The organism is Janthinobacterium sp. FT14W (assembly GCF_009208755.1).
Classification (GTDB): Bacteria; Pseudomonadota; Gammaproteobacteria; order Burkholderiales; family Burkholderiaceae_D; genus Janthinobacterium; species Janthinobacterium violaceinigrum.
Map to the genome: position 1 here is coordinate 1 of NZ_WFLL01000055.1, position 22255 is coordinate 22255.

The 22255-nt window shown below is 64.7% G+C and carries 20 protein-coding genes and 1 pseudogene; 13 read left to right on the forward strand and 8 right to left on the reverse strand.

What is annotated here, in order from left to right; all coding sequences use genetic code 11:
• Positions 1 to 125 (forward strand): annotated as a pseudogene (locus tag GCN74_RS24995) (IS5/IS1182 family transposase); the annotation flags it as partial.
• Positions 126 to 142: 17 nt separating this feature from the next.
• Here GCN74_RS24995 and GCN74_RS25000 read toward each other — a convergent pair.
• From GCN74_RS25000 to GCN74_RS25010, 3 genes are all read right to left on the reverse strand, one after another.
• Positions 143 to 535 carry a hypothetical protein gene (locus tag GCN74_RS25000; RefSeq protein WP_152259165.1) on the reverse strand — a complete coding sequence of 131 codons (393 nt, stop codon included), beginning with the start codon at positions 533 to 535 and terminating at the stop codon, positions 143 to 145.
• A 33-nt stretch (positions 536 to 568) separates the two neighbouring features.
• On the reverse strand, positions 569 to 1018 hold the full coding sequence (locus GCN74_RS25005; RefSeq protein WP_152259166.1) for a hypothetical protein: 450 nt from the start codon (positions 1016 to 1018) through the stop codon (positions 569 to 571).
• 186 nt (positions 1019 to 1204) lie between these two features.
• Positions 1205 to 1939, reverse strand: a complete 735-nt coding sequence (locus tag GCN74_RS25010; protein ID WP_193317247.1) for a helix-turn-helix transcriptional regulator — start codon at positions 1937 to 1939, stop codon at positions 1205 to 1207.
• Between the two features lie 277 nt (positions 1940 to 2216).
• Between GCN74_RS25010 and GCN74_RS25015 the strand changes: the two genes are divergently transcribed.
• The 5 genes from GCN74_RS25015 to GCN74_RS25035 are packed head-to-tail and all read left to right on the forward strand — an operon-like array spanning position 2217 to position 8675.
• The gene (locus tag GCN74_RS25015) at positions 2217 to 2900 is read left to right on the forward strand and encodes a vWA domain-containing protein (RefSeq protein ID WP_152259168.1); all 684 of its coding nucleotides are present in this window, start codon (positions 2217 to 2219) and stop codon (positions 2898 to 2900) included.
• A gap of 14 nt (positions 2901 to 2914) precedes the next feature.
• On the forward strand, positions 2915 to 3673 hold the full coding sequence (locus tag GCN74_RS25020; protein WP_152259169.1) for a PP2C family serine/threonine-protein phosphatase: 759 nt from the start codon (positions 2915 to 2917) through the stop codon (positions 3671 to 3673).
• Positions 3670 to 6009: a hypothetical protein gene (locus tag GCN74_RS25025; RefSeq protein ID WP_152259170.1), complete on the forward strand. Its 2340-nt coding sequence runs from the start codon at positions 3670 to 3672 to the stop codon at positions 6007 to 6009. The genes GCN74_RS25020 and GCN74_RS25025 overlap by 4 nt, the downstream gene beginning before the upstream one ends.
• A gap of 9 nt (positions 6010 to 6018) precedes the next feature.
• Positions 6019 to 7368, forward strand: coding sequence for a toxin-antitoxin system YwqK family antitoxin (locus GCN74_RS25030; RefSeq protein WP_152259171.1), 1350 nt, complete (start codon positions 6019 to 6021; stop codon positions 7366 to 7368).
• Positions 7350 to 8675 (forward strand): toxin-antitoxin system YwqK family antitoxin, encoded by a 1326-nt coding sequence (locus GCN74_RS25035; RefSeq protein WP_193317248.1) that lies wholly within the window; start codon positions 7350 to 7352, stop codon positions 8673 to 8675. Before GCN74_RS25030 ends, GCN74_RS25035 begins: the two co-directional genes overlap by 19 nt.
• A gap of 39 nt (positions 8676 to 8714) precedes the next feature.
• Here GCN74_RS25035 and nadB read toward each other — a convergent pair whose 3' ends face one another.
• Positions 8715 to 10328: an L-aspartate oxidase gene (gene nadB, locus GCN74_RS25040; protein ID WP_152259173.1), complete on the reverse strand. Its 1614-nt coding sequence runs from the start codon at positions 10326 to 10328 to the stop codon at positions 8715 to 8717.
• A 203-nt stretch (positions 10329 to 10531) separates the two neighbouring features.
• On the opposite strand from nadB, the gene GCN74_RS25045 reads away from it, so the two are divergent.
• From GCN74_RS25045 to GCN74_RS25065, 5 genes are all read left to right on the forward strand, one after another.
• Positions 10532 to 11920, forward strand: coding sequence for a TIGR03013 family XrtA/PEP-CTERM system glycosyltransferase (locus GCN74_RS25045; RefSeq protein ID WP_152259174.1), 1389 nt, complete (start codon positions 10532 to 10534; stop codon positions 11918 to 11920).
• Positions 11917 to 13968, forward strand: a complete 2052-nt coding sequence (gene prsK, locus GCN74_RS25050) for an XrtA/PEP-CTERM system histidine kinase PrsK (RefSeq protein WP_152259175.1) — start codon at positions 11917 to 11919, stop codon at positions 13966 to 13968. Before GCN74_RS25045 ends, prsK begins: the two co-directional genes overlap by 4 nt.
• Positions 13969 to 13980: 12 nt before the next feature.
• Positions 13981 to 15336, forward strand: a complete 1356-nt coding sequence (prsR, locus tag GCN74_RS25055; RefSeq protein ID WP_152259176.1) for a PEP-CTERM-box response regulator transcription factor — start codon at positions 13981 to 13983, stop codon at positions 15334 to 15336.
• Between the two features lie 104 nt (positions 15337 to 15440).
• Positions 15441 to 16385: a hypothetical protein gene (locus tag GCN74_RS25060; protein WP_152259177.1), complete on the forward strand. Its 945-nt coding sequence runs from the start codon at positions 15441 to 15443 to the stop codon at positions 16383 to 16385.
• 218 nt (positions 16386 to 16603) lie between these two features.
• The gene (locus GCN74_RS25065; RefSeq protein ID WP_152259178.1) at positions 16604 to 17173 is read left to right on the forward strand and encodes a DUF1439 domain-containing protein; all 570 of its coding nucleotides are present in this window, start codon (positions 16604 to 16606) and stop codon (positions 17171 to 17173) included.
• Positions 17174 to 17187: 14 nt separating this feature from the next.
• Here the strand turns inward: GCN74_RS25065 and GCN74_RS25070 are convergent, their stop codons facing one another.
• A complete protein-coding gene (locus tag GCN74_RS25070; protein WP_152259188.1) occupies positions 17188 to 17424 on the reverse strand; it encodes a hypothetical protein in 237 nt (78 codons plus the stop codon).
• A gap of 208 nt (positions 17425 to 17632) precedes the next feature.
• Between GCN74_RS25070 and GCN74_RS25075 the strand changes: the two genes are divergently transcribed.
• Positions 17633 to 19681, forward strand: coding sequence for a M13 family metallopeptidase (locus GCN74_RS25075; RefSeq protein ID WP_152259179.1), 2049 nt, complete (start codon positions 17633 to 17635; stop codon positions 19679 to 19681).
• 193 nt (positions 19682 to 19874) lie between these two features.
• Here the strand turns inward: GCN74_RS25075 and fdx are convergent, their stop codons facing one another.
• From fdx to lpxO, 3 genes are all read right to left on the reverse strand, one after another.
• Complete coding sequence (fdx, locus tag GCN74_RS25080) at positions 19875 to 20207, reverse strand: ISC system 2Fe-2S type ferredoxin (RefSeq protein WP_152259180.1); 333 nt, start codon at positions 20205 to 20207, stop codon at positions 19875 to 19877.
• Between the two features lie 61 nt (positions 20208 to 20268).
• Positions 20269 to 20667, reverse strand: coding sequence for a DUF6331 family protein (locus GCN74_RS25085; RefSeq protein WP_152259181.1), 399 nt, complete (start codon positions 20665 to 20667; stop codon positions 20269 to 20271).
• An 81-nt stretch (positions 20668 to 20748) separates the two neighbouring features.
• The gene (gene lpxO, locus GCN74_RS25090) at positions 20749 to 21648 is read right to left on the reverse strand and encodes a lipid A hydroxylase LpxO (protein WP_152259182.1); all 900 of its coding nucleotides are present in this window, start codon (positions 21646 to 21648) and stop codon (positions 20749 to 20751) included.
• 144 nt (positions 21649 to 21792) lie between these two features.
• Between lpxO and GCN74_RS25095 the strand changes: the two genes are divergently transcribed.
• Complete coding sequence (locus GCN74_RS25095) at positions 21793 to 22227, forward strand: hotdog fold thioesterase (RefSeq protein WP_152259183.1); 435 nt, start codon at positions 21793 to 21795, stop codon at positions 22225 to 22227.
• Positions 22228 to 22255: the final 28 nt, after the last annotated feature.

Below are 22255 nucleotides of genomic sequence, written 5' to 3' on the forward strand. Positions count from 1 at the left end.
ATGTCGTCGAGCGCGCAATCAACCGCCTGAAAGATTTCCGCGCCGTCGCAACTCGCTACGATAAACGCGGACACAATTATCTGGCAGTCGTGATTATCGCAACAATGATTCTATGGCTCCTCTGAAAACAGTCAGATAGACCCTAGCACGCTCCGCGATTCAATTCCTGCAGCACTTTTTGGCACAGCACCCCGTAGCCCACGCCCGTGCCCCGCTTGTGGGCGGCCAGGTCGTAGCGGGCGCTGATGTCGTCCCACGCCACGCTGCCGGGCAAGGGGTGCAGGGCCTCGTCGAGGTCCATCTCGAAGTGGATGAAATGGCCATCGGCGCTCAGCAGCTTGCCGGACACGGCGGGCATGCCGGGGAAGGCCAGCTGCAGGTCGAGCATGATGGCCGCGTCGAGCGCCACCCCGTGGCTGGCCGCGCACTGGCGCAAGGCCTCAGGCACGGGGCGCGCGCGCCACCAGGCCGCCGTCTGTTTGATGGCGGCCAGGGCCAGCGCGTTTTGCTGTTGGACAGAATACTGTTTGCTCATGGCTGCCACCCATGGGGAACGGGGCGTGCCGCATCAACGCGACGCCAGGCTCAGGCTTTGCACGTGGGCGGGCACGATGTCGCCGCTGGCCAGTTTCTCGGCAGGCACCTGCATCAGCACTTCGCCTCCCACGCTGCCGTTGTCGCGCAGGTCGATGCGCATGGCCAGTTGCCGGTCGAGCGCGACGAAACGGTTGCTGTCGGTGGCGATGATGCGGTGTTCTTCCTGGTCGTCGATGCGCGCATACATCATGGCGCCCAGGCTGCCCGCATTGCGCAGGTAGAGCACCTGGCCGTTCGACAGCTCGTAGGCGCCGCGGAACTGGCCAAACGTTTCGGCACTCATGAAATGCCGGTGTGCCGGCAGTTCGATCGTCTGCAGGCGCCCGCCTGGAATGACGACGGTCTGGCTGTCGGGGAGCGATTGCGCATTGGCCAGCAGGGCGCAGATGCCCAGGGTGCCGGCGAGTATCCATGTTTTCATTTTCCAGCCCATCCTTGAATTGTGGTGCCGTCCGCTGCCGGCACGGCGATGTTGATGTGGGTGCCAGGGAAATCGAACCGGCTGGTCCGCGTGCGGTGCTGTCACACTGGCAAGGTGCGGGCAGCCGGTCTTGCCAGTGTAGGCAGGCAAGTTGCCGTGCGCATCATCCGATCGGATGACACGGCCTCAGGCGTCGAGCACGGCCAGGTGCGCCGTGGCGCCGTGGATCAGGGCGATCAGTTCGCCCTGGCGCCGCGTATCCGTTTTCAGATAAGTGTGGTGCAGATGGGTCTTGACGGTGTTGACGCTGATGCCGCCGCGCGCGGCGATTTCCTCGATGGTGGCCCCTTGCGCCAGGGCCTTGCCCACTTGCGCTTCGGCCTGCGTCAGGTCAAACAGCTGGCGCAAGGCAGGAATGGACGTGCTCGTTTGCGTGGGGTCGCGGGCGATCAGCAGTGCGCATGGGGGCTGGCAGGCGGCAAGCGGGGTGACAGTGAGCGCCAGCGGCGCCTGCTGCGTGCGCGTCAGGCGCAGCGACTGGCATTGCGCTGCGCCGCCAGCGCTGGCGATCACCAGGCGCACGGCGCGCACCAGGGCGGGCGGCGCGGCATGCGCCAGTTGCGCCGCATACAAGGCGTGGCCGGCGGGGGTGGCGAAGCGCAGTCCGAGGCTGGCGTCGAGCACCAGCACGGCGGTTCCCATGGCGTCGAGCGCCGCCAGCGCGCAGTGGCTGGCCAGTTGCGACTCGCACAGGCGCTGCTGCAGGCATCGCGCGCGTTGCAGATGCGGCAAGAGTTCCTGCCATTGCGCACCGTTCAGGCCTGCGCTGTCGAGCTGCGGCCAGTCGTTTTCGCCGCAGGCCGCGCCGTACAGGGCGGCGATCAGTTTGCCCACGTCCGCCGTTGCTGCCACTGTCCCCATGCTTGCCCCCATTGCCTGATTACATCAGTGTGCCGCAGGCGTGCAGGTGCGGAACTGGGTAAGGGCGGTGTGGCGCAGCGATCCACACCACCTTTGTGAGGAAGGGCTAGTCGCTGCCATCTGGCCTGGGCATCTTTCAAGATAGTACAAAGACATCGTTGCCGCAATGGTCCGCAGAAATATGCCTGGATAGTGTTCTGTAGGAAACTTGCGCTGGTAAAACACGCCCATGATGTAAGATTCGCACTATGTTCGATTTTACATTTACCGATTGCCCATGAGTTCAATAATGATCCCCGACGTCGCCCTGGTCGACAATACCGAACAACGCACGCCGCTGGTGCTCGTGCTGGACTGCTCCGGCAGCATGGATGGCGACCCCGTGTCGCTGCTGAACGAAGGCCTGGCCTTGCTGGAACAGGAATTGAAATCCGACGTGATCGCCGCCAAGCGCGTGCGCATCCTCGTGATTCAATATGGCGCGCATGATGAAGCGGTCGTCGCCAGCAACTGGTGCGACGCCATGGATTTCACGGCGCCCCGGTTGGTAGCGAACGGTACTACGCCGACGGGCGCGGCCGTGGAACTGGCGCTGGCGGAAATCGAGCAGGAAAAGCAGCGCTTCCGCCAGGCGGGCGTGGCATACACGCGGCCGTGGCTGTTCCTGATGTCGGACGGCGAGCCGACGGACCGCTGGCAGCACGGGGCCGAGCAGGCGCGCGCGGCGGAACAATCGAACAAGGTGGCGATCTTCCCCATCGCCGTGGGCGACAACGCGAATATCGATTCCCTGGGGCAGTTTTCCAGCCGGGGCGAGCGGGGCGTGAAGCAGCTGAAAGGCTTGCAGTTCCGCGAACTGTTCCTGTGGCTCAGTGCCAGCATGCAAGTGGTGTCGCAATCGCGTCCCGGCGCGCAGGCGCAGCTGGCGTCGACGGACGGCTGGTCGGTCGTGAATACATGAAAGCCCGCTGATCCATGACTGCAGTACAGAATATGTGGCGCGTGTTCGGCGCCTCCGTCACGGGCAAGGCGCACCTGGACAAAGACATCGCTTGCCAGGATGCGCACGCGCACGCCGTCGTGGGCGACGTCTTGCTGGCCATCGTCTGCGATGGCGCCGGTTCGGCCAGGCTTAGCGAGCAGGGCGCGCAGTTTGTTGCTGCGCAAACCGTGCAGGCGCTTGCCGGCCGGCTGGAGCAGGGCGCCAGCGTGCAGGATTTACAGGACGGCGCGCTGGCAGCCACCCTGGCGCAGATCCGCGCCGCGCTGGGCGACATCGCCCGCGCCGCCGACGCCACCCTCGACGACTACGCCGCCACGGTCGTCGGCGTGGTGATGGGCGCCGACAACGGTTTCTTTTTCCACCTGGGCGACGGCCTGGGCGTGGCGCAGCTGGGCGATGGCGGCGAACTGATTTCGCTGCCCGCCAACGGCGAATATGCGAACGAAACCTATTTTCTCAGCGGCGAACGCTGGCGCGAACAGCTGCGGCTGCTGCCGATTCCCCCGTCCGTGCACGGCGTCGTGCTGATGTCGGACGGCTGCATGCCCTTTGCCATGAGCAAGAACAATGGGGGCTTGTACGCGCCGTTCATGGATGCCGTGCAAGGCTATCTGCGCACGGTCGACAGCGTCGAGCTGGGCAATACGGCGCTGGCGTCCACCCTGGCCGACCCGCGCACGCACCAGATCACGGGCGATGACAAGACCCTGCTGCTGGCCTTGCGCGCATGAGCCAGAAGCAGGGAGTCACGCCCGGCCTGAGTCCGGGTGGAAAAATTTGGCTGGATAAAGTCCGCAGCCTGATCCTGGGCAAACTCGTCAAGAGCGGCGGCGCGGGCAGCGTGTATCTGCTGCCTGGCGCGCCTGCGCAGGTGGCCAAGCTGTACCACCCGCACCTGGACCGGGCCGGCAACCGGCGCAAGCTTGAAGCGATGCTGGAACTGTCGCCCGAGTTGCCCGATCAAATGGAAAACGGCAAGCGCTACGTGCAGATCGCCTGGCCGCAAGCGGCCGTGTTCGATGGCCAGGGGGGCTTCGCGGGCTTCGTCATGCCCCTGCTGGACATGGCGCAAACGGCCGAGCTGGAACACATCATGCAGGAGCGGCAGGCGCGCGCGGCCGGCTTGCCCACGGGGCTCGGTCCCAAGCTGACCCTGGCCGCCAACCTGGCCGCCGTCATCGACGCGCTGCACCAGCAGCAGCATTACGTGGTCGATCTGAAACCCGTGAACCTGCGCTTTTACCGCGACTCGCTGTACATCGCCATGCTCGACTGCGACGGCTTCAGCATCCAGGGCCATGCGGAGCGTTTTCCTGCCGAGCAATTTACGGCCGACTATTTGGCGCCGGAGTTCCAGCGCCAGGGCATGCCGGCGGGCGCGGAAATGGCGCAAGACCGCTTTGCCCTGGCCGTCGTCATCTTCCAGTTGCTCAACTTCGGCATCCACCCGTACAGCGGGCGGCCCGGCCATGCGCAAGTGGCAAGCGACATACCCGGGCGCATCCGCGACGGCTGCTATGCGTATGGGCTAAAACACCACAAGCAGCTGGCGCCGAACGCCACCAGCGGCCATGCGCTGATGCCGCCCGAATTGCGCGCCATGTTCGACCGCGCGTTTTCCCCGTCGCCGAAACCCCAGCGGCCGTCGGCGGCCGACTGGGCGCAGTTACTGCGCGGCTATGCGCAGCGCAGCGGCGGCAAGCTCGTCGTGTGTGCCGTGCATCCCGAACACCAGCATTTTGCGGGCCTGGGCTGCGCCGCCTGTGCGCGCGACAAGGTCATCGGTGCTGCCGCGCAAGCGTCGGTGCAGGCGCAGCAGACGCTGCTGCAGCAGCAATCGTTGCCGCAGCAGCGCAGCGCGCGCCGCACGGCGCCGGGGCAGGCGCCGGTTTCCATCCCCTTGGCGGGCAACACTGGCACCGGCATTTCCGGCAAGGGCTGGGGCGTGGTGGTGGTGCTGATCGTGCTGTTCCTGATCGGCTTTACGGCCTGGACTTCGTCGCCCGATGCAGTGAAGGACAAGGCCAGCTTGCAGGCGCAAGCCGAGCAGGCGGCAGGCCTGGAAGTATTTTCCTGGCGTCCGCGCAGGACGGCCGGTTTCCAGCCGTCCGATGCCCGCAAGGCCGTGCGCAGCCTGTCGCAAGCGATCAGCAAGGGCGACGACGATGCCGTCACACGGGGCTTGCAACTGCTGTACCGTGCCGGCGAAGAAAAGCAGTCCGGCTACGGCGGCGACCGCACGCAGGCGCAGTTGCGCGCCTCGTTGCTGGAAGGCCTGGGCTGGGTGCCCGGCTATGAGCCGGCGCTGGTCGCCAGTTACCTTGATCTGCTGCAAGCCAATCCGCGCGACCATCTGGTGGCGGCGGCCATGGGCCGCATGCACCTGAGCCTGAACGAAGGGCAGGCGGCGCGCCAGTACTTCGAGCAAGCCGTGTGGGCGCGCCCGACCGATGGCACGGCCTGGCTGGGCATCGCGGCGGCTGCACAGCTGCGCGGTGGCGACGAGCGCGATGCCGTCAATCTGGTGGCGCTGGCGCGGCTGACGGCTTACCGCTATGCCGTGCAGAACGCCTTGCCGGCGGACCCGGGCGAGCCGGCCGACAATGGCGTCGCGCGCACCATGCAGCGCATGGACCTGACCGCCAGGGTGTTGCGCCTGGCGCAACCGGGCGCCTACCAGAAGCGCTGGGACAAGACGCTGGCCGATGGCGTGCTGCTGGCGCAAAAACTTCAGGCCATGCCGCCCCTGCGGGACCAGGTCGGCGGCGTGCAGCGCGAGACCATGACGACGGTCGAGTATGGCGTGCTCGATGCAAAGCACGCAACGGGTGAAAACCGCTTGATCCTGTCGATCGCCGCCGACGGCAGCCTGACGCATGCGACGGCGGAATTGCCGATGGAACCCATGCTCAACAAGGTGCTGCTCGATAGCGTGAAACGCTGGACCTATCTGCCGGCCGTGCAGCACGGTCAATTGCAGGATGCCAAGGTAGTGGTGCTGCTGCGTTACCGCGATGGCCGGGTCAGCTTCGTGCCGGGCGGTGTCGCCGTCACGGCGGAAAATTAGAGGAATACCATGAAAATCAAGACGATATGCGCCGTGCTGGGCGCTTCCTTGCTGACCCCGGGCATGGCGCAGGCGGACATCGTGCAGCGCCTGGTGGTGACCAGCATGGCCGGCGAGCCCGATAGCGAAGGCGGCGATGTGTTCACTATTGCCGGCACGACGGCCTGTGGCGGCAAGCAGATACGCATGGATGCGCGCTCGGTGAACCTGGACGAGGCGCCGTACGCAGCATTGAAAGTCCAGCTTGCTGAACGCATGCGCGCCAGGACGCCCATGCTCGTCACCGTGAAAAAATGCCCGGAGGATGCGAGCGTGCCCATCGTGCGCGAGATCGCCGCCTGCACGCCAGCCGACTGCGCCGATGGCCGGCCCCGGCTGTACCTGCACGAGCGTTTCTATCCCATCGAGCGGGAACAGGCACCCAACGTGCTGCTGTTGCCTTTGCCGAAAGGCAAACAGCCGGGCACGTGGAAGGTGGACATTTATAGCGTGGCGGGCCGCAAGCTGCGCCTGTCCGGCCAGGTCAACCGCGCCGATTATGCACAGGGCGAGCTGGTGGGCGGCTATGTCACGTATTACCCCGATGGCAAGATCGAAAAGCAGGTGGCGCAGGATGGACAAGGCCGGCAGGATGGCGTGACTAGCCTCTATCGTGCCAATGGCAGCCTGGAATCGCGTGGCAACTGGCGTCATGGCTTGCCGGAAGGCACGCACCAGCAATATCACGCCACGGGCAAGCTGCGCGAGGCCAGCGTGTACCGCGAGGGACAGCGCGTGGACGGTCCCGTGCAGACGTTTGACGAAAATGGCAAGCTGAGCACCAGTTATGTGCTGCGCGATGGACGCATGGAAGGCGAACTGCTCGCGTATTTTCCCGATGGGAAAGTGTCGAACAGAACGCAAGTGAGCAAGGGCAAGTTCAATGGCAGCACCACGGATTACTACCCCGATGGCGCCGTGCGCGCCAGCATGACGCAGGTCAACGATCTACCTGTGGGCGAGGCGCTGGAATTCTATCCGGATGGCAAGGTGCAAAGCCGCCAGCAATATGGCGATGGTGGCGGACTGCTGAGCGTCCGGCGTTACAGTCCCCAGGGCGTGCTGGTACTGGAGCGACGCTGGGATGCGCAGCTGCGCGAGCAGGGCACGTCGCGCTCGTGGTACGAGAACGGCAAGCCCGAACACGCGATCGACTACATGAACGACCGGCGCGACGGCTGGAGCCGCAGCTGGCGCGAGGATGGTGCTTTGAACAGCGAATGCCGGTATGTGGCCGGCGAGGCCCAGGGCGGGTGCGGCGATGCGCCGCAGTCGCCGGAATTGCAACGCAAGGAGCAGGCATGGCGCGCACTGAATTGAACTATCTGCTGGCTGCCTTGCTGCTGTTGCCGGCCATGGCCCACGCCGAAATCGTGCAGCGGCAAGTGATCACGGCGATCAAGGCCGCGCCTGGAAGTAGGGCGGGCGACGTGCTGACCGTGGCCGGCGATACGGGCTGCGGCGGCCGGCAGCTGCGCATGGATGCCGCGTCGGTCGGACTGAGCGAGGAGCAGTATGGCGTCATGAAGACCGAGCTGGCCAACATGATACGCGACAGGAACCCCGTGCTGGTGCGCATCCTTGCCTGCCCGGCGCCAGATCAGGCCGACACCATTCCCCTCATCCGCGTGCTGCGCGGCTGCGATGCGCACTGTGCCGATGGCAAGGCCCGTCTGTACCTGAACCACAATCTGTCAGGCGGCGAGGCCATGGAAAGCGCGCGTTACGCACTCGTGCTGCCGCTGCCGCCAGGCAAGACACCGGGCACCTGGCAAGTCGATGTGGTGCACGTGCGCGAAGGCGAGCCGAAGCGGCTGACGGGCCAGGTCGACGCTCCCGATTACCTGCGCGGCAAGCTGGTGGGCAATTACAGCATGTATTACCCGCATGGCCAGCTGGAAATGCAGGTGGAGCAGGACGGGCGCGGCGTGCAGGAGGGCGTGCAGACGCAGTATCGGCCGAATGGCCAGCTGGCCTTGCGCGTCAGCTGGCGCAATGGCGTGCTGGAAAGCGCGGCGGGCCAGTCCGACGACCAGGTGCATGCCGATGGCGTGGTGGAAACCTTCGACACGGATGGCAAGCTGCGCACGCGCACGACGAAAGTCAAGGGCCAGCCGGACGAACTGCTGCTGTTCTATCCGGACGGCGCCGTGCAAAGCCGCAGGCAATATGTCAACGGCATCATCACGGGACCGAGCACCGGATATTTCCCAGATGGCAAGGTGCAGCGCACGACGCATTACGTCGATGGCCAGCCGGCGGGCGAGAGCGTGGAATATTATCCGGACGGCAAAGTCGCCAGCAAGCGCACGCACAGCGGCCGCAATATCCTGCGCAGCGAACAGCGTTTCAGCCGGGCCGGCGTATTGATCGTGCACAAGCAGTGGAACGGGGGCGGCCGCGAGGAGGGCGCCCTGCGTTCCTGGTACGCCGATGGCAAGCCGAAACAGCTGATCGAATACGCCGATGGCGAGCGCCAGGGCTGGACCCGGCACTGGCGTGCGGATGGCAGCGTGGAAAGCGAGTGCCGCTATCTGGCCGATGTGCCGCAGGGGGAATGCACGGGCGCTTCCGCCAAGATGTCCTACACGGAAGATGGCATCGAGTTTGAGATGCCGGAAGAATAATGCGCGCCAGTGCCTGCCCGGCGCGCATTCCAACCGCTGTCAGCGATGCGGCGGCGTCAGCACGCTGGCGATGGCCTTCGGTAACGTTTCCGGATAATCGCGGCTGAAGTGCAGGCCGCGGCTTTCGCGGCGGGACAGGGCGCTGTTGACGATCATCGAGGCCACGTCGACGAGATTGCGCAGCTCCAGCAAGTCGTGCGTGATGCGGAAGTTGCGGTAGTACTCGTCGATTTCTTCCTTCAGCAGGGCGATGCGGTGCTGGGCCCGCTCCAGGCGCTTGGTCGTGCGCACGATGCCCACGTAATTCCACATGAAGCGGCGCAGTTCGTCCCAGTTGTGGGAAATCACCACTTCCTCGTCCGCATCCGTGACGCGGCTTTCATCCCAGTCGGGCAAGTATGGCGTGCCCAGCTTTTCCTTGCTTTCGATGTCTTGCGCGCAGGCGCGGCCGATGACGATGCATTCGAGCAGGGAATTCGACGCCAGGCGGTTGGCGCCATGCAAGCCCGTGCACGCCGTCTCGCCCACCGCGTACAGGCCCGGCAGGTCGGCGCGGCCGGACAGATCCGTCACGACGCCGCCGCACGTGTAGTGGGCGGCCGGCACGATGGGAATCGGCTGCTTGGTGATGTCGATGCCCAGTTCCAGGCAGCGCGCGTAGATGGTGGGGAAGTGTTCGATGAGGAATTCGGCCGGCTTGTGGCTGATGTCCAGGTGCACGTAGTCGAGGCCCCGTTTCTTGATCTCGAAGTCGATGGCGCGCGCCACCACGTCGCGCGGCGCCAGTTCGGCCCGCTCGTCGTGGGCCAGCATGAAGCGCGTGCCCGCTGCCGCGCCCGCTTCTGGCGGCAGTTTCAGCAAGCCCCCTTCGCCACGGATGGCTTCGGTGATCAGGAAGGACTTCGCGTACGGGTGGTACAGGCAGGTCGGGTGGAACTGGATGAATTCCATGTTCGAGACGCGACAGCCGGCGCGCCAGGCCATGGCGATGCCGTCGCCGCTGGCCGTGTCGGGATTCGTTGTATATAAGTACACCTTGCCGGCGCCGCCCGTGGCCAGCACCGTGTGTTCGGCGGCAAAGGTCAGGACCTTGCCCGTTTGCTCATCCTGCACGTACAGGCCGTGGCAATGCGGTTGCGCATTGCGCTGCGCCGGTTTCATGCCCAGCTTGTCGGAAGTGATGAGGTCGATCGCGCAATGGTGTTCGAACAGGGTGATGTTCGGATGGGCGCGCACCTTTTCTTCCAGCGTGACTTGCACGGCGTGGCCCGTGGCGTCGGCCGCGTGGATGATGCGGCGCTGGCTGTGTCCCCCTTCGCGGGTCAGGTGGAAACCCAGCTCGGCCGAGGCGTCGCGCGTAAACGGCACGCCTTGCTCGATCAGCCATTCGATGGCTTCGCGGCCGTGCTCGACGATGTAGCGCGTGGCGCTTTCGTCGCACAGGCCGCCGCCCGCGATCAGGGTGTCTTCGATGTGCTGCTGGTGGCTGTCGCCCGAGTCCAGCACGGCCGCGATCCCGCCCTGCGCCCAGTTGCTGGCGCCATCGAGCAGCGCGCGTTTGGAAATGATCGCGACGGTGCGCGTCTCAGCTAAATGCAGTGCAACCGATAAACCCGCCAGGCCACTGCCGACAATCGCTACATCAAATTTCATGACATTTATCTCTTTTAGGGGATGCATACTATATGCCATTTCCCTGCATTCGGTAATGTGTTGAGATAAATTCTGCAAGCGAAAGATAGCTGGGGCCGTAGCTTGTGGCGCATCAATGTCTTCGCGGAACAGTTCGCCATGATGGCAGGACAGCAGCAGGCCGCCCCGTGCCGGGCCCGATGCTTCTTGCCGCAGGAGGAACCATGATCCGCATCTTCAGCCATTATGTCTCGAAAACAGCGTTTATCTTGCTGTTGCTGGAAATCATGATCCTGCTGCTGTCGGCCACCCTGACTTCCTTGCTGTGGCTGGCAGACGGTAGCCGCCTCGTGCGGGCGAGCGAGGTTTACCTGTCTTCCTCGATCTTTACGCTGGTCATCGTGTTCAGCATGAGCGCGCTGGGCATGTACCAGCACCGTTCGCGCGAAGATATCCGCAACACCCTGCTGCGCATCCTGCCGTCGTTTGCGCTGGGTTTTGCCGTGCTCAGCGTGCTGATACGCTTCATTCCCGCGCTGCAATTCGGGCGCGGCAGCGTGCTGATCTTCGGCCTGGGCGCCATCGGCGTGCTGCTGGCGCGCCTGGTGGTGTTCAAATCCTCGCAATCGGCGCTGATGGAAGGCCGGCTGATCCTGGTGGGCGGCGGGGCGCTGGCGCGCGAATGCATGGACTTGGCCGCCAGCAAGATCGGTTTCCACCAGTTCACCGTCGTCGGCTGCATCGATGTGGCTGGAGAGCAATGCTGCGTGCCCGCCTCGGCCTTGCTGCCGGCCGAACCGTCGTTGCTGGCCATGGCCCAGCGGCATGCCGCGCATGAGATCGTCGTCTCCGTCAGCGACCGGCGCAATGGTGCGTTTCCTGCCAAGCAACTACTGGAATGCGCGCTGGGCGGCGTCAAGGTGATCGACGCGGCCACGTTTTTCGAGCGCGAGGCCTGCCAGATCCGCATCGATTCACTGCAGCCCAGCTATCTGATCTATGGCGGCGGCTTCGATCAGAGTTTCTTCCGCGCCGCGTCGAAGCGCCTGTTCGACCTGGCCGCCAGCAGCGTCATCTGCCTGGCGGCGCTGCCCGTGATGCTGGCGACGGCCATCTGCATCCGCCTGGAAGACGGCGGGCCCGTGTTTTACCAGCAGGAGCGGGTGGGGCGCGATGGCTTGCCGTTCAAGGTGCTGAAATTTCGCAGCATGCGCTGCGACGCCGAGCGCGACGGCAAGCCCATCTGGGCGCAGGCCAACGATGCGCGCATCACGCGCGTGGGCAATTGGATCCGCAAGCTGCGCATCGACGAGCTGCCGCAGATGTTCAATGTGTTTCGCGGCGAGATGAGCTTTGTGGGGCCCCGTCCCGAGCGCGCCTATTTTGTCGAGCAACTGAAGCAGCAGGTGCCGTACTACAACATCCGCCACAGCATCAAGCCCGGCATCACGGGCCTGGCGCAGGTGCGCTATCAATATGGCGCCTCCGTCGATGACGCCGTGAAGAAGCTGCAATACGATTTGTATTATGTTAAAAACAACAGCCTGTTCCTCGACCTGCTGATCCTGCTCGACACGGTGCAGGTGGTGCTGTTTGGCAAGGGCAGCCGATGATGCGGGCGCAGTCGGCCTGGCTGGCGGCCGCCGACGCGGCGGCGCTCAGCCATGGCCTGGCGTCGCTGGCCTTCTTCGCGCTGGCGCTGCTATTGATCAGCAACTGGCGCGCGCGGCAGAATGTGCGGGCCTTGCTGGCGGCGTGCCTGGCGACGGGCGGCTGGGCCACGGGCACGGTGGTGCTGGCGCTGCTGGGACAGCGCGTCTCGCTGGCCGGCGATGCGCTGGAATTGCTGCGCACCCTGGCCTGGCTGGTGTTCCTGTTGCTGCTGATCGAACCGTCGCGGCCCCGCTTGCGCCTGGTGCTGGCCGGCATCGTCCTCACGGCGCTGGCGCCCGCACTGTGCGCGCTGGCCTCGTCGTGGCTGGCGCTGCCTTTGCCGGCGTGCATCATTGCCAGCGCCAGCCGTTTGCTGCTGGCCGTGCTGGGCATGCTGCTGGTGGAACAGTGGTACCGCAACACGCCGCCGTTGAAACGCTGGGGCATCAAGTTTGCGTGCCTGGGCGTGGGCGGGCTGTTCGCCTACGATTTCTACCTGTACAGCGACGCCTTGCTGTTTCGCGCGATCAACGACGATATCTGGGCCGCGCGCGGCATCGTCGACGCCCTGTGCGCGCCGCTGCTGGCCGTGTCGGCCGCGCGCAATCCGGGCTGGGCGCTGGGCCTGTCCGTCTCGCGCCAGATGCTGTACCGCTCGGCCGCCTTGCTGGGCTCGGCCATCTATCTGCTGGCCATGGCGGCCAGCGCCTATTACCTGCGCTACTTCGGCGGCACCTGGGGTTCGCTGATGCAGATGGCTTACCTGGGCGGCGCGGCCCTGTTGCTGGCGGGCGTGCTGTTTTCCGGCAGCCTGCGGGCCAAGCTCAAGGTCTACATTAATAAACATTTTTACAATGCCATCTTCGATTACCGCGAAGAATGGCTGAGATTTACGCGCGCGCTGTCCGAAAATGGCCCGGCCCTGGGCGAGCGCACGATACAGGCCATGGCGCAGCTGGTGGAAAGCCGCGCCGGCGCGCTGTGGATCGTGCGCGACCAGGGGCAGTTTGTCCCGGCCGCCAGCTGGAACTGGCCGCCGTCCGCCTGGAGCGAACCGGCCACCGGCTCCCTGTGCCAGTTCATGGAGGCAAGGCAATGGGTGATCGACGTGCCCGACTGCCGGCAAAATCCCCGCCAGTACGGCGGCCTGCAGTTGCCGTCCCCGCTGCTGGCGCTGCCGGACGTGTGGCTGCTGGTGCCCCTGATGCTGCACGGCCAGCTGTTCGCGTTTGTCGCGCTGGCCCGGCCCCGCACGCGCATCGGCCTGAACTGGGAAATCCTCGACGTGCTGAAAATTGCCGGCAGCCAGGCCGCCAGCTACCTGGCGCACCGCGAATCAATCGATACCCTGACGGTGTCGCGCCAGTTCGATTCGTTCAACCGCATGTCCACCTTCATCGTGCACGACCTCAAGAACCTCGTGTTCCAGCTGTCCCTGTTGTTGAGCAACGCGGAAAAGCACCGCGCCAATCCCGCCTTCCAGGAAGACATGCTGGGCACCCTGGATCATTCCGTGCAGAAAATGAAGACCTTGCTGCAGAAACTGGCGCGGGGCGAGGCGCCGGAAGCGCCGGCGCCGCTGCTGCTGGACGGCTTGCTGCGCCAGGCCGTGGCCGCCAAGGCCAGCCTGGCGCCCGCGCCGCGGCTGGAAATCGTCGATGGCGAGCTGACCGTGCTGGCCAACCGGGCGCGGCTGGAGCGCGTGCTGGGCCACCTGATCCAGAACGCCATCGAGGCCACGGCCAGCGATGGCAAGGTGGCCGTGCGGCTGCGGCGCGAGCAGCACACGGCCGTGGTCGAGCTCGACGATACGGGGCAGGGCATGAGCGAGCAGTTCATCCGCGAACGCCTGTTCAAGCCGTTCGACACGACCAAGACGGCGGGCATGGGCATCGGCGTGTTCGAAAGCCGCGAATACTTGCGCGAAGTGGGCGGCAGCCTGGAAGTGCGCAGCGAGCCGCAGGTGGGCACGACGTTCCGCGTGATCCTGCCGCTGCACGCGGCATAGCAAAGGAGTGCCATGGCCAAGCAAAAACTGCTCGTCATCGAAGACGATCCCGGCCTGCAAAAGCAGCTGCACTGGAGTTTTGACGGTTATGACGTCTTGCTGGCGGGCGAGCGCGAAGCGGCGCTGGCGCTGGTGCGGCGCCACCAGCCGGCCGTCGTGACGATGGACCTGGGCTTGCCGCCCGATCCGGACGGCGCCACGGAAGGCCTGGCCACCTTGCAGCAGATTCTCGCGCTGGCGCCGGACACCAAGGTCATCATTCTGTCGGGCAACCAGGAGCGCGCGCATGCCTTGAAGGCCATCGCGCTGGGCGCCTACGATTTTCACCAGAAACCGTTCGACGCCGACATGCTGGGCCTGGTCATCGCCCGCGCGTTCTACCTGCACGCCATGCAGCAGGAAAACCGCCGCATGCTGCAGACGCAGGCCGATTCTCCCCTGGCCGGCATCGTCAGCCGCGATCCCGGCATGCTGAAACTGTGCCGCAGCGTGGAAAAGGTGGCGCCCTCGTCGGCCGGCGTGATGCTGCTGGGCGACTCGGGCAGCGGCAAGGAGCTGATTGCGCGGGGCTTGCATGCGCTGTCCAGCCGCCATGCGCAGCGCTTTGTTGCCATCAATTGCGCGGCGATTCCCGAAAACCTGCTGGAAAGCGAGCTGTTCGGCTATGAGCGGGGGGCGTTTACGGGCGCGGCGCGGCAAACCCTGGGCAAGATCGAACTGGCCCACGGCGGCACCTTCTTTCTCGACGAGGTCGGCGACATGCCGATGGCGCTGCAGGCAAAATTGCTGCGCTTCCTGCAGGAGCGGGTGATCGAAAGGGTGGGCGGACGTGCCGAGATTGCCGTCGACGTGCGCATCGTGTGCGCCACGCACCAGGACCTGAAGGTGCTGGCGGAACAGGGGCGCTTCCGCGAAGACCTGTTTTACCGCCTCAGCGAAATCGTGCTGCGCATTCCGCCCCTGCGCGAGCGGGCCGGCGATGCTGCCTTGCTGGCCCACCATTTCAAGAACAAGTTCTGCGCCAGCGAAGGGCGCAGCAGCCTGCATTTCAGCGCCGGCGCGCTGCAGCTGATCGAAAGCTATGGCTGGCCCGGCAATGTGCGCGAAGTGGAAAACTGCATCAGGCGGGCCGTCATCATGAGCGACGGGCCGCAGATCGCGGCCGACGACCTGGGCTTGCCCGCCAGCACGCAGGCGGCGCCCTTTGAAGACGCCATCAACCTGCGCCAGGCCCGCGAGGCGGCCGAATACAAGGTGATGGTGCGCGCGCTGGCGCGGGCCGACGGCAATATCGCCCGCGCGGCCGAGTTGCTGGGCGTGAGCCGGCCCACCCTGTACGACCTGATGAGCCATCACGGCATCAAGTAGGCAGTAACTAAATATCAAGATTGTGTATGGCGTCGCACATACGCAGCGGCGCCGGGGCGGCATGCTTCTCCCAGCAACTTAAACAAGCCAACAGGGAGAATTCCATGCAAGCTACGCAACTGTCCGTCTCGGACTTGAATAACCCGGGCGTGTCCTGGGGCGCCGTGCTGGCGGGCGCTGCCGCGGCAGCCGCCTTGTCCTTCATCCTGCTGATACTCGGCGTGGGCCTGGGCCTGTCGTCCGTGTCGCCGTGGTCGTTCAACGCCACGGCCATCGGCGCGTCGACCATCGCCTGGCTGGCCTTCATGCAGTTGGCCGCGTCCGGCATCGGCGGCTACATGGCGGGCCGGCTGCGCGTGAAATGGAGTGCCATCCACACGGATGAAGTGCATTTCCGCGATACGGCGCATGGCTTGCTGGCCTGGGCCGTGGCCACCCTGGTCACCGTGGCCGTGCTGGCCGGGGGCACGCGCGCCGTGCTCAGCGGCGCCATCGATGCGGGCAGCGGCGTGGCGGCGGCAGTGGGCCCGGCCGTAGGGACGGGCGCTGCGGCAGCAGGCGCCGGTGCAGCCGGCGCCAAGGCGGGCGAGGGCGGCAGTGCCAATCCGCTCGACTATTTTTCCGACATGCTGCTGCGCGCCGCCCCGGCACCGGCCGCGACTGCTGCGCCAGCGGTAACGGACCCAGGCGTGACAGTTGCCGGCCAGCGCGTGGAAATCGGCAAGATTCTCGCCACGGGCCTGTCCACGGGCGGCCTGGCCGCCGATGACCGCGCCTACCTGGGCCGGCTCGTGGCCAGCCGCACGGGCTTGACGCAGGCGGAAGCGGAAGCGCGCGTCGACGCCGTCTACGGCCGCGCCGCCAAGGCCGCCGCCGATGCCAAGGCGCAGGCGCAGCAAGCGGCCGATACGGCCCGCAAGGCCGGTGCCCACACGGCCCTGTGGATGTTCGTCGCCTTGCTGCTGGGCGCTTTCGTGGCCAGCCTGGCCGCCACCTTCGGCGGGCGCCAGCGCGACCACGAGCGCGTGCTGCGCCACGTGACCATTTAATTCACCGCTTAATTCACCAATTCACTCCAGGAGACTGCCATGCGTTCCATCCTCTTGCTGCTGCTGGGCATTCCATTGCCCATCGTCATACTGATCGCCCTGTTCGTACGCTGACACGGCCCGCATGCGAACCGGCGTCCGCTGCTAGGCGTGCGCCGGTTTTTGCGTGAAAGCGGGCGCATGTGTAAGATGGCGCCATCTTTCCACCGAGACTATCCATGAATGCAACTGCCCTGCGTCCCTTGCTGAAAACCGCCGCCATCGCCGCCTTGGCCTGCACTGTGCTGGCCTCGTGCTCCACCCTGATCGGCCCGCGCGACGTGAATGTGTCGCTGAGCAAGATGCAGCAAGGCCTGGAGCGCCGCTTTCCCATCGACAAGCGCGTGCTGTCCGTGCTGGATGTCAAGCTGACGCACCCGCAACTGTCCTTGCAGCCCGAGCGCGAACGAGTGGCCCTCAGCGTCGATGCCAGCGTCTTGCCGCCGTTCATACGCCAGAGCTGGCGCGGCAGCCTGGCCATGTCGGGCCGCCTCGTGCTCGACGCCCAGCGCAACGCCGTCTACCTGAGCGAAGCGAGCGTGGACAAGGTAAGCATCGACGGCATGGACGAGTCGCAGCAGCGCCAGTTCGCCAAGGTGGCCAGCCTGGTGGCCGACCAGCTCATGCATGAAACGCCCATCTACACGTTCAAGCCGGACGAACTGCGCTATGCGGGCGTGCAATTCGTGCCCACGCAGATCCGGACCACGGGCAATGGGCTGACGGTGACGTTCGAGCCGGTGAAGTAGGCCGGTGAAGCAACTCAGGCCCCGCACGCGGGCGGGCCGATGCGCGTTGCCGTGTGATTGCGCGGCGTCGCCTCTTCATGGAACAGGTCGGCCAGGTATACGCACAGCGCCTCTGCTTGAATATCGTCGGGAACGATGAAATCGGCGGGCCGGCGCTTGCCTTCCGCACCGAGATAGAAGGCGCGCCATGCTCCCGGCGTCCCCCGGACGGCAATCAGCGTGCCGAAAACATTGAATCGGAATTCCTGCATCAAGCGGCTCCAGTCTGGGATATCTATTGTTACATAGTAACATTTGCCGGTCATGGGCGCGGCTTGACGCTTGCTTCGGCGGCCATCGGATCGCTGGAATTGTTCAACCGTCATTGTTGTGCGGCGGGCAGGCCGACTATAATCCTGCCTCCATGCCTGGATACAGCATGTTCTCCCACATGAAGTCAAAACAATTAAAGGAATCTTCGTGAAACGCTCACTCATCAGCGCCGCCTGCTGCGCCTTGTTCGCCTTGTCCTCGCCCTCGCTGCATGCCCAGCAAGCCGCCCAGCCTGCCGCGCCCGTTTCCGGCATCGACCTGAAAACCCTGGACCCGGCCGTCAGCCCCAAGGATGACTTCTACGGCTACGTCAATGGCGTGTGGACCCGCAATACGGAAATCCCGGCCGACAAATCCGTCTGGGGCACGTATATCGAATTGCGCGAAATCGCGCAGGGCCAGCTGCGCGGCCTGATCGACGCCACCTTGAAGCATCCTGGCAAACCCGGCAGCGAGGCGCACAAGATCGCCGATCTGTACACGAGCTTCATGAACGAAAAGGCGCGCGATGCGGCCGGCTTCAAGCCCCTGCGCGCCGAACTGGCCCGCGTCGCCGCCATCCGCGACAAGAAGGAATTGCCGGCCCTGTTTGCCTATTTGCAGCGCAACGGCATCCAGACGCCGTTTTCGGCCGGCGTGGCCCCCGATGCGCAGGACCCCGAGCGCTACACGGTCAACGTCAGCCAGTCCGGCCTGGGCTTGCCTGACCGCGACTATTACCTGAAGGATGACGACGCCAAGCTCAAGTCCGTGCGCGAGAAATATCTCAAGCATATCGAGACCATGCTGGCCATGAGCGGCGACAAGGCCGCTGCCGGACATGCGGCGCAGATCCTCGACATCGAGACCCGCCTGGCGGCAGCGCAGTGGACGCGCGTGCAGATGCGCGATCCCGTCAAATCGTACAACCGCGTCGACTTCGACAAGTTCGGCGCGCTGGCGCCGGCCTTCGACTGGAACGCCTACTTTACGGCTGCCGGCCTGGCGCCGAAGGCTACGCTGGCCGTGGTGCGCCAGCCCAGCTTCATCCAGGGTTTTTCCGAGACCGTGACGGCCGTGCCGCTGGAATCGTGGAAGAGCTATCTGAACTGGCGCATCATCGAAAGCTATGCATCCTACCTGGACAGCGCCACCGTCAAGGAGCGCTTCGCCTTTGAAGGCACGGTGCTGCGCGGCGTGCCGCAAAGCGAACCGCAGTGGCAGCTGGCGCTGCGCTTCACGGATGCGGCCATCAGCGACGCCGTGGGCAAGCGCTACGTGGAAATGTACCTGCCGCCGGAAACCAAGCCGCGTGTGATGGCCATGTTCGACAATTTCGTCGCGTCGTTCAAGGAGGGCATCGAGCAGCTCGACTGGATGGGCCCGGAAACCAAGAAGGAAGCCCAGCTCAAGCTGGCAGCCTTGAAGCCGAAGATCGCCTATCCGGATAAATGGCGCGACTACAGCGCCATGCAGACGCAGCCGAACGACCTGGTCGCCAACGTGCGGGCCGCGCGTGTCTGGGGCCGCCAGCAAAACCTGGAAAAACTGGGCAAGCCCGTGGACCGCGATGAATGGTCGATGACGCCGCAAACCGTCAACGCCAGCTACAGCCCGGCCCTCAATGCGATCACGATCCCGGCCGCCATCCTGCAGCCGCCGTTCTTCAACGTGAAGGCGGAAGACGCCGTCAACTACGGCTTGCTGGGCATCACCTTCGGCCATGAAATCAGCCATGCGTTCGACGATTCGGGCAGCCAGTACGATGCCAAGGGCCGTCTGCGCAACTGGTGGACGGCGCAAGACCGCGCAGCCTTCAAGGCGCTGGCCGCCGGCCTCGTCAAGCAATACGGCGCCTACAGCCCCGTGCCGGGCTACCATATCAACGGCGAGCTGACCCTGGGCGAAAACATCGGCGACAATTCCGGCCTGTCGATCACCTACAAGGCCTACCAGCGTTCGCTGGGCGGCAAGCCGTCGCCCGTGCTGGACGGCTTGACGGGCGAACAGCGCCTGTACATCGGCTTTGCGCAGAAGTGGCGCGCGAAACTGCGTCCGGAAGCGGCGATCGCGCAGATCAAGAGCGATCCCCATTCGCCCGGCGAATTCCGCGCCAAGGGCACGGTGATGAACCAGCCCGGCTTCTATGAAGCGTTCGGCATCAAGCCGGGGGACCCGATGTATCTGCCGCCCGAGCAGCGCGTCATCATGTGGTAAGCAGCTAAGTAAGCCCCAATGAATTATTGTGCTTTCTGACTTCCATAACCGGCACTCTGCGGTGTTGCGCGCTGCTAGCAGTGTTCGCACTGCGTCGCAGCAGGCGCCTTGCATGGCATCCGGTTCTGTTCTTCATAACTTCACAATAATTTCCTGAGGATTACTCAGGGCAGCAGGGCAGCCGCGCCGGGGATTACTCCTTGGCGTGGTTCAGCGTGTACCTGGGCAGCTCCACCGTCAGGTCTTCCTCGCGCACGCGGGCCTGGCACGACAGGCGCGAGTGGGGCTGCAAGCCCCAGGCCTGGTCGAGCATGTCTTCCTCATTGTCGCCCAACTCGTTGAGCGAGTCGAAACCCTGCAGCACGACCACGTGGCAGGTGGAACAGGCGCCCACCTGGCCGCAGGCGTGCTCGATGTCGATCCGATGGCGCAGCAGGGCATCGCAGATGCTCATGTTCTCGGGCGCGTCGAACACGGCGCCGTCGGGGGCCAGTTCGGGGTGGGGCAAGACGGTGATCCTGGGCATGGGCGATTCTCCTCGGTTATCGTTGAATGCCGCTAGCTTGGACCTTCCCGCCTTGGCAATGTCAAGCGCCCGCGGAATCGCGCGCGGCGATGCAAGCGTCCAGGTGATCGAGCAATTGCAGGATCACGCGTTTGTCCGCATAGTGGTTCATCGTGGCACTTATCAATACATCGCCGTCGGCCGCCGTCACGGCCCGCCTGGCCGCTGCGCAGGCGTCACGCATTTGCGCGCGATCCAGTTCGGCCAGCGCCGCGTCCACGGCTTCGCGCGTGAAGTCGTAGGCATCGATGCCGCAACAACCGGCCGCGCAATGCGTTTCCAGCCGGTAAATCAGCGGCCACAGCTCTCCCAGCAGCGCGTCGAGGTCGATCGCCTGCTCGTAGCGTCCCGCGAGGTCGATGAATTCGATCCACCGGTCATCGGCAATCTGGATATCGTGTTGGCGGTCGCGTTCGGTCATTCTGCAAATTCTCCTGGTCTGTGCATCGCATTATAAAAAAACCGCCCGAAGGCGGTTTTTCTGATGGGGGCGGAGCGCCGCCTAGATAAAGTAGATCAGCGCGACCACGCCTACGACGAGGGCCACGCGGGTGACCTGGTAGGCCGTCTTGTTCCACGCCTTGAAGCGGCGGCGGTACTGGCCCATGGTCCAGGAAATCTGGAACAGCTTGCTGACGCCGCCCACCTGGTCGCCCAGTTCGTTGGGCGAGGCGGCGGCCGTCATCAGGTTGCGGCCCAGCCAGCGGTTCAGCGCTTGCGCCCAGCGGTAGCGCATCGGGCGTTCGATGTCGCAGAACAGGATGATGCGGTCGCTGTCGGCATCGTTGCGGGCCCAGTGGATATACGTTTCATCGAACATCACGGCCTGGCCGTCGCGCCAGCTGTGGCGTTCGCCGTCGACGTCGATGAAGCAGCGGTCGTCGTTGGGCGTCTGCAAGCCCAGGTGGTAGCGCAGGGAGCCGGCGAACGGGTCGCGGTGCGGGTTGAGCTTGCCGCCTTGCGGCAGTTCCGCGAACATGGCCGCCTTGATCGAGGGAATCGATTGCAGCAGCGCATAGGTTTGCGGGCACATCTGCTGTGCCGACGGGTGATTCGCGTCATACCATTTCAGGTAGAAACGCTTCCAGCCATATTTGAAGAAGGAATTGAAGCCCACGTCATTGTTCTTTTCGGCTGCCTTGATCTTTTTCATTTCCTGCATGCGCAGCGCTTCATCGCGGATGATTTGCCAGTTCTGCTGCAGCGGCGCCAGTTCCGGAAACTGATCGACGGAAAGATACGGCGTGGCCGGCACCTTGGAAAAGGTGTGCATGAACAGGTTCAGCGGCGCCATGAACGAGGAGTGATCGAAGATCTGGCGGCGGAACGGCAGGCGCACCTTGCCACGAAAATGAATATGTAACACAGAAAATACAAAAATGCCCAGCAAGGCCCACTTCATACACAACCTCGTTTTTTAAGAATGGGGCAATTATAACCAGTTAATGCCATCGCCACCCCGTGCCACGGTGAAGGAAAGATGAAGCGGCGCGCGGGGCCGGGCTGCCCTACAATGTCTTTTTCTTCACACTTATCCGAGGTAACAATGGAAATCTGGCACGCACCGCTCGACCTGGACACGCTCAACGCCGCCAGCGAGGGCACGGCCATGCGCCACCTGGGCATCGCCTTCACGGCGTTCGGCCCCGACTGGATCGAGGCGACCATGCCCGTCGACCACCGCACCATGCAGCCGTTCAAGCTGCTGCACGGCGGCGCGTCCGTCTTGCTGGCCGAAACCCTGGGCAGCATGGCAGCGAATGCCTGCCTCGATTCCAGCCGGCAAGTGAGCGTGGGGCAGGAAATCAACGCCAACCACGTGCGCGGCGTGCGGGGCGGCCACGTGACGGGGCGCGCCACGCCGATACACCGGGGCCGCACCAGCCAGGTGTGGGAAATCCGCATCGTCGATGCAGATGGCAAGCTGTGCTGCATTTCGCGCATCACCATGGCCGTCATCGATGTGCCCGGTACCAGTTGATTGTCTTTTTTGATATGCATCAAGGCAT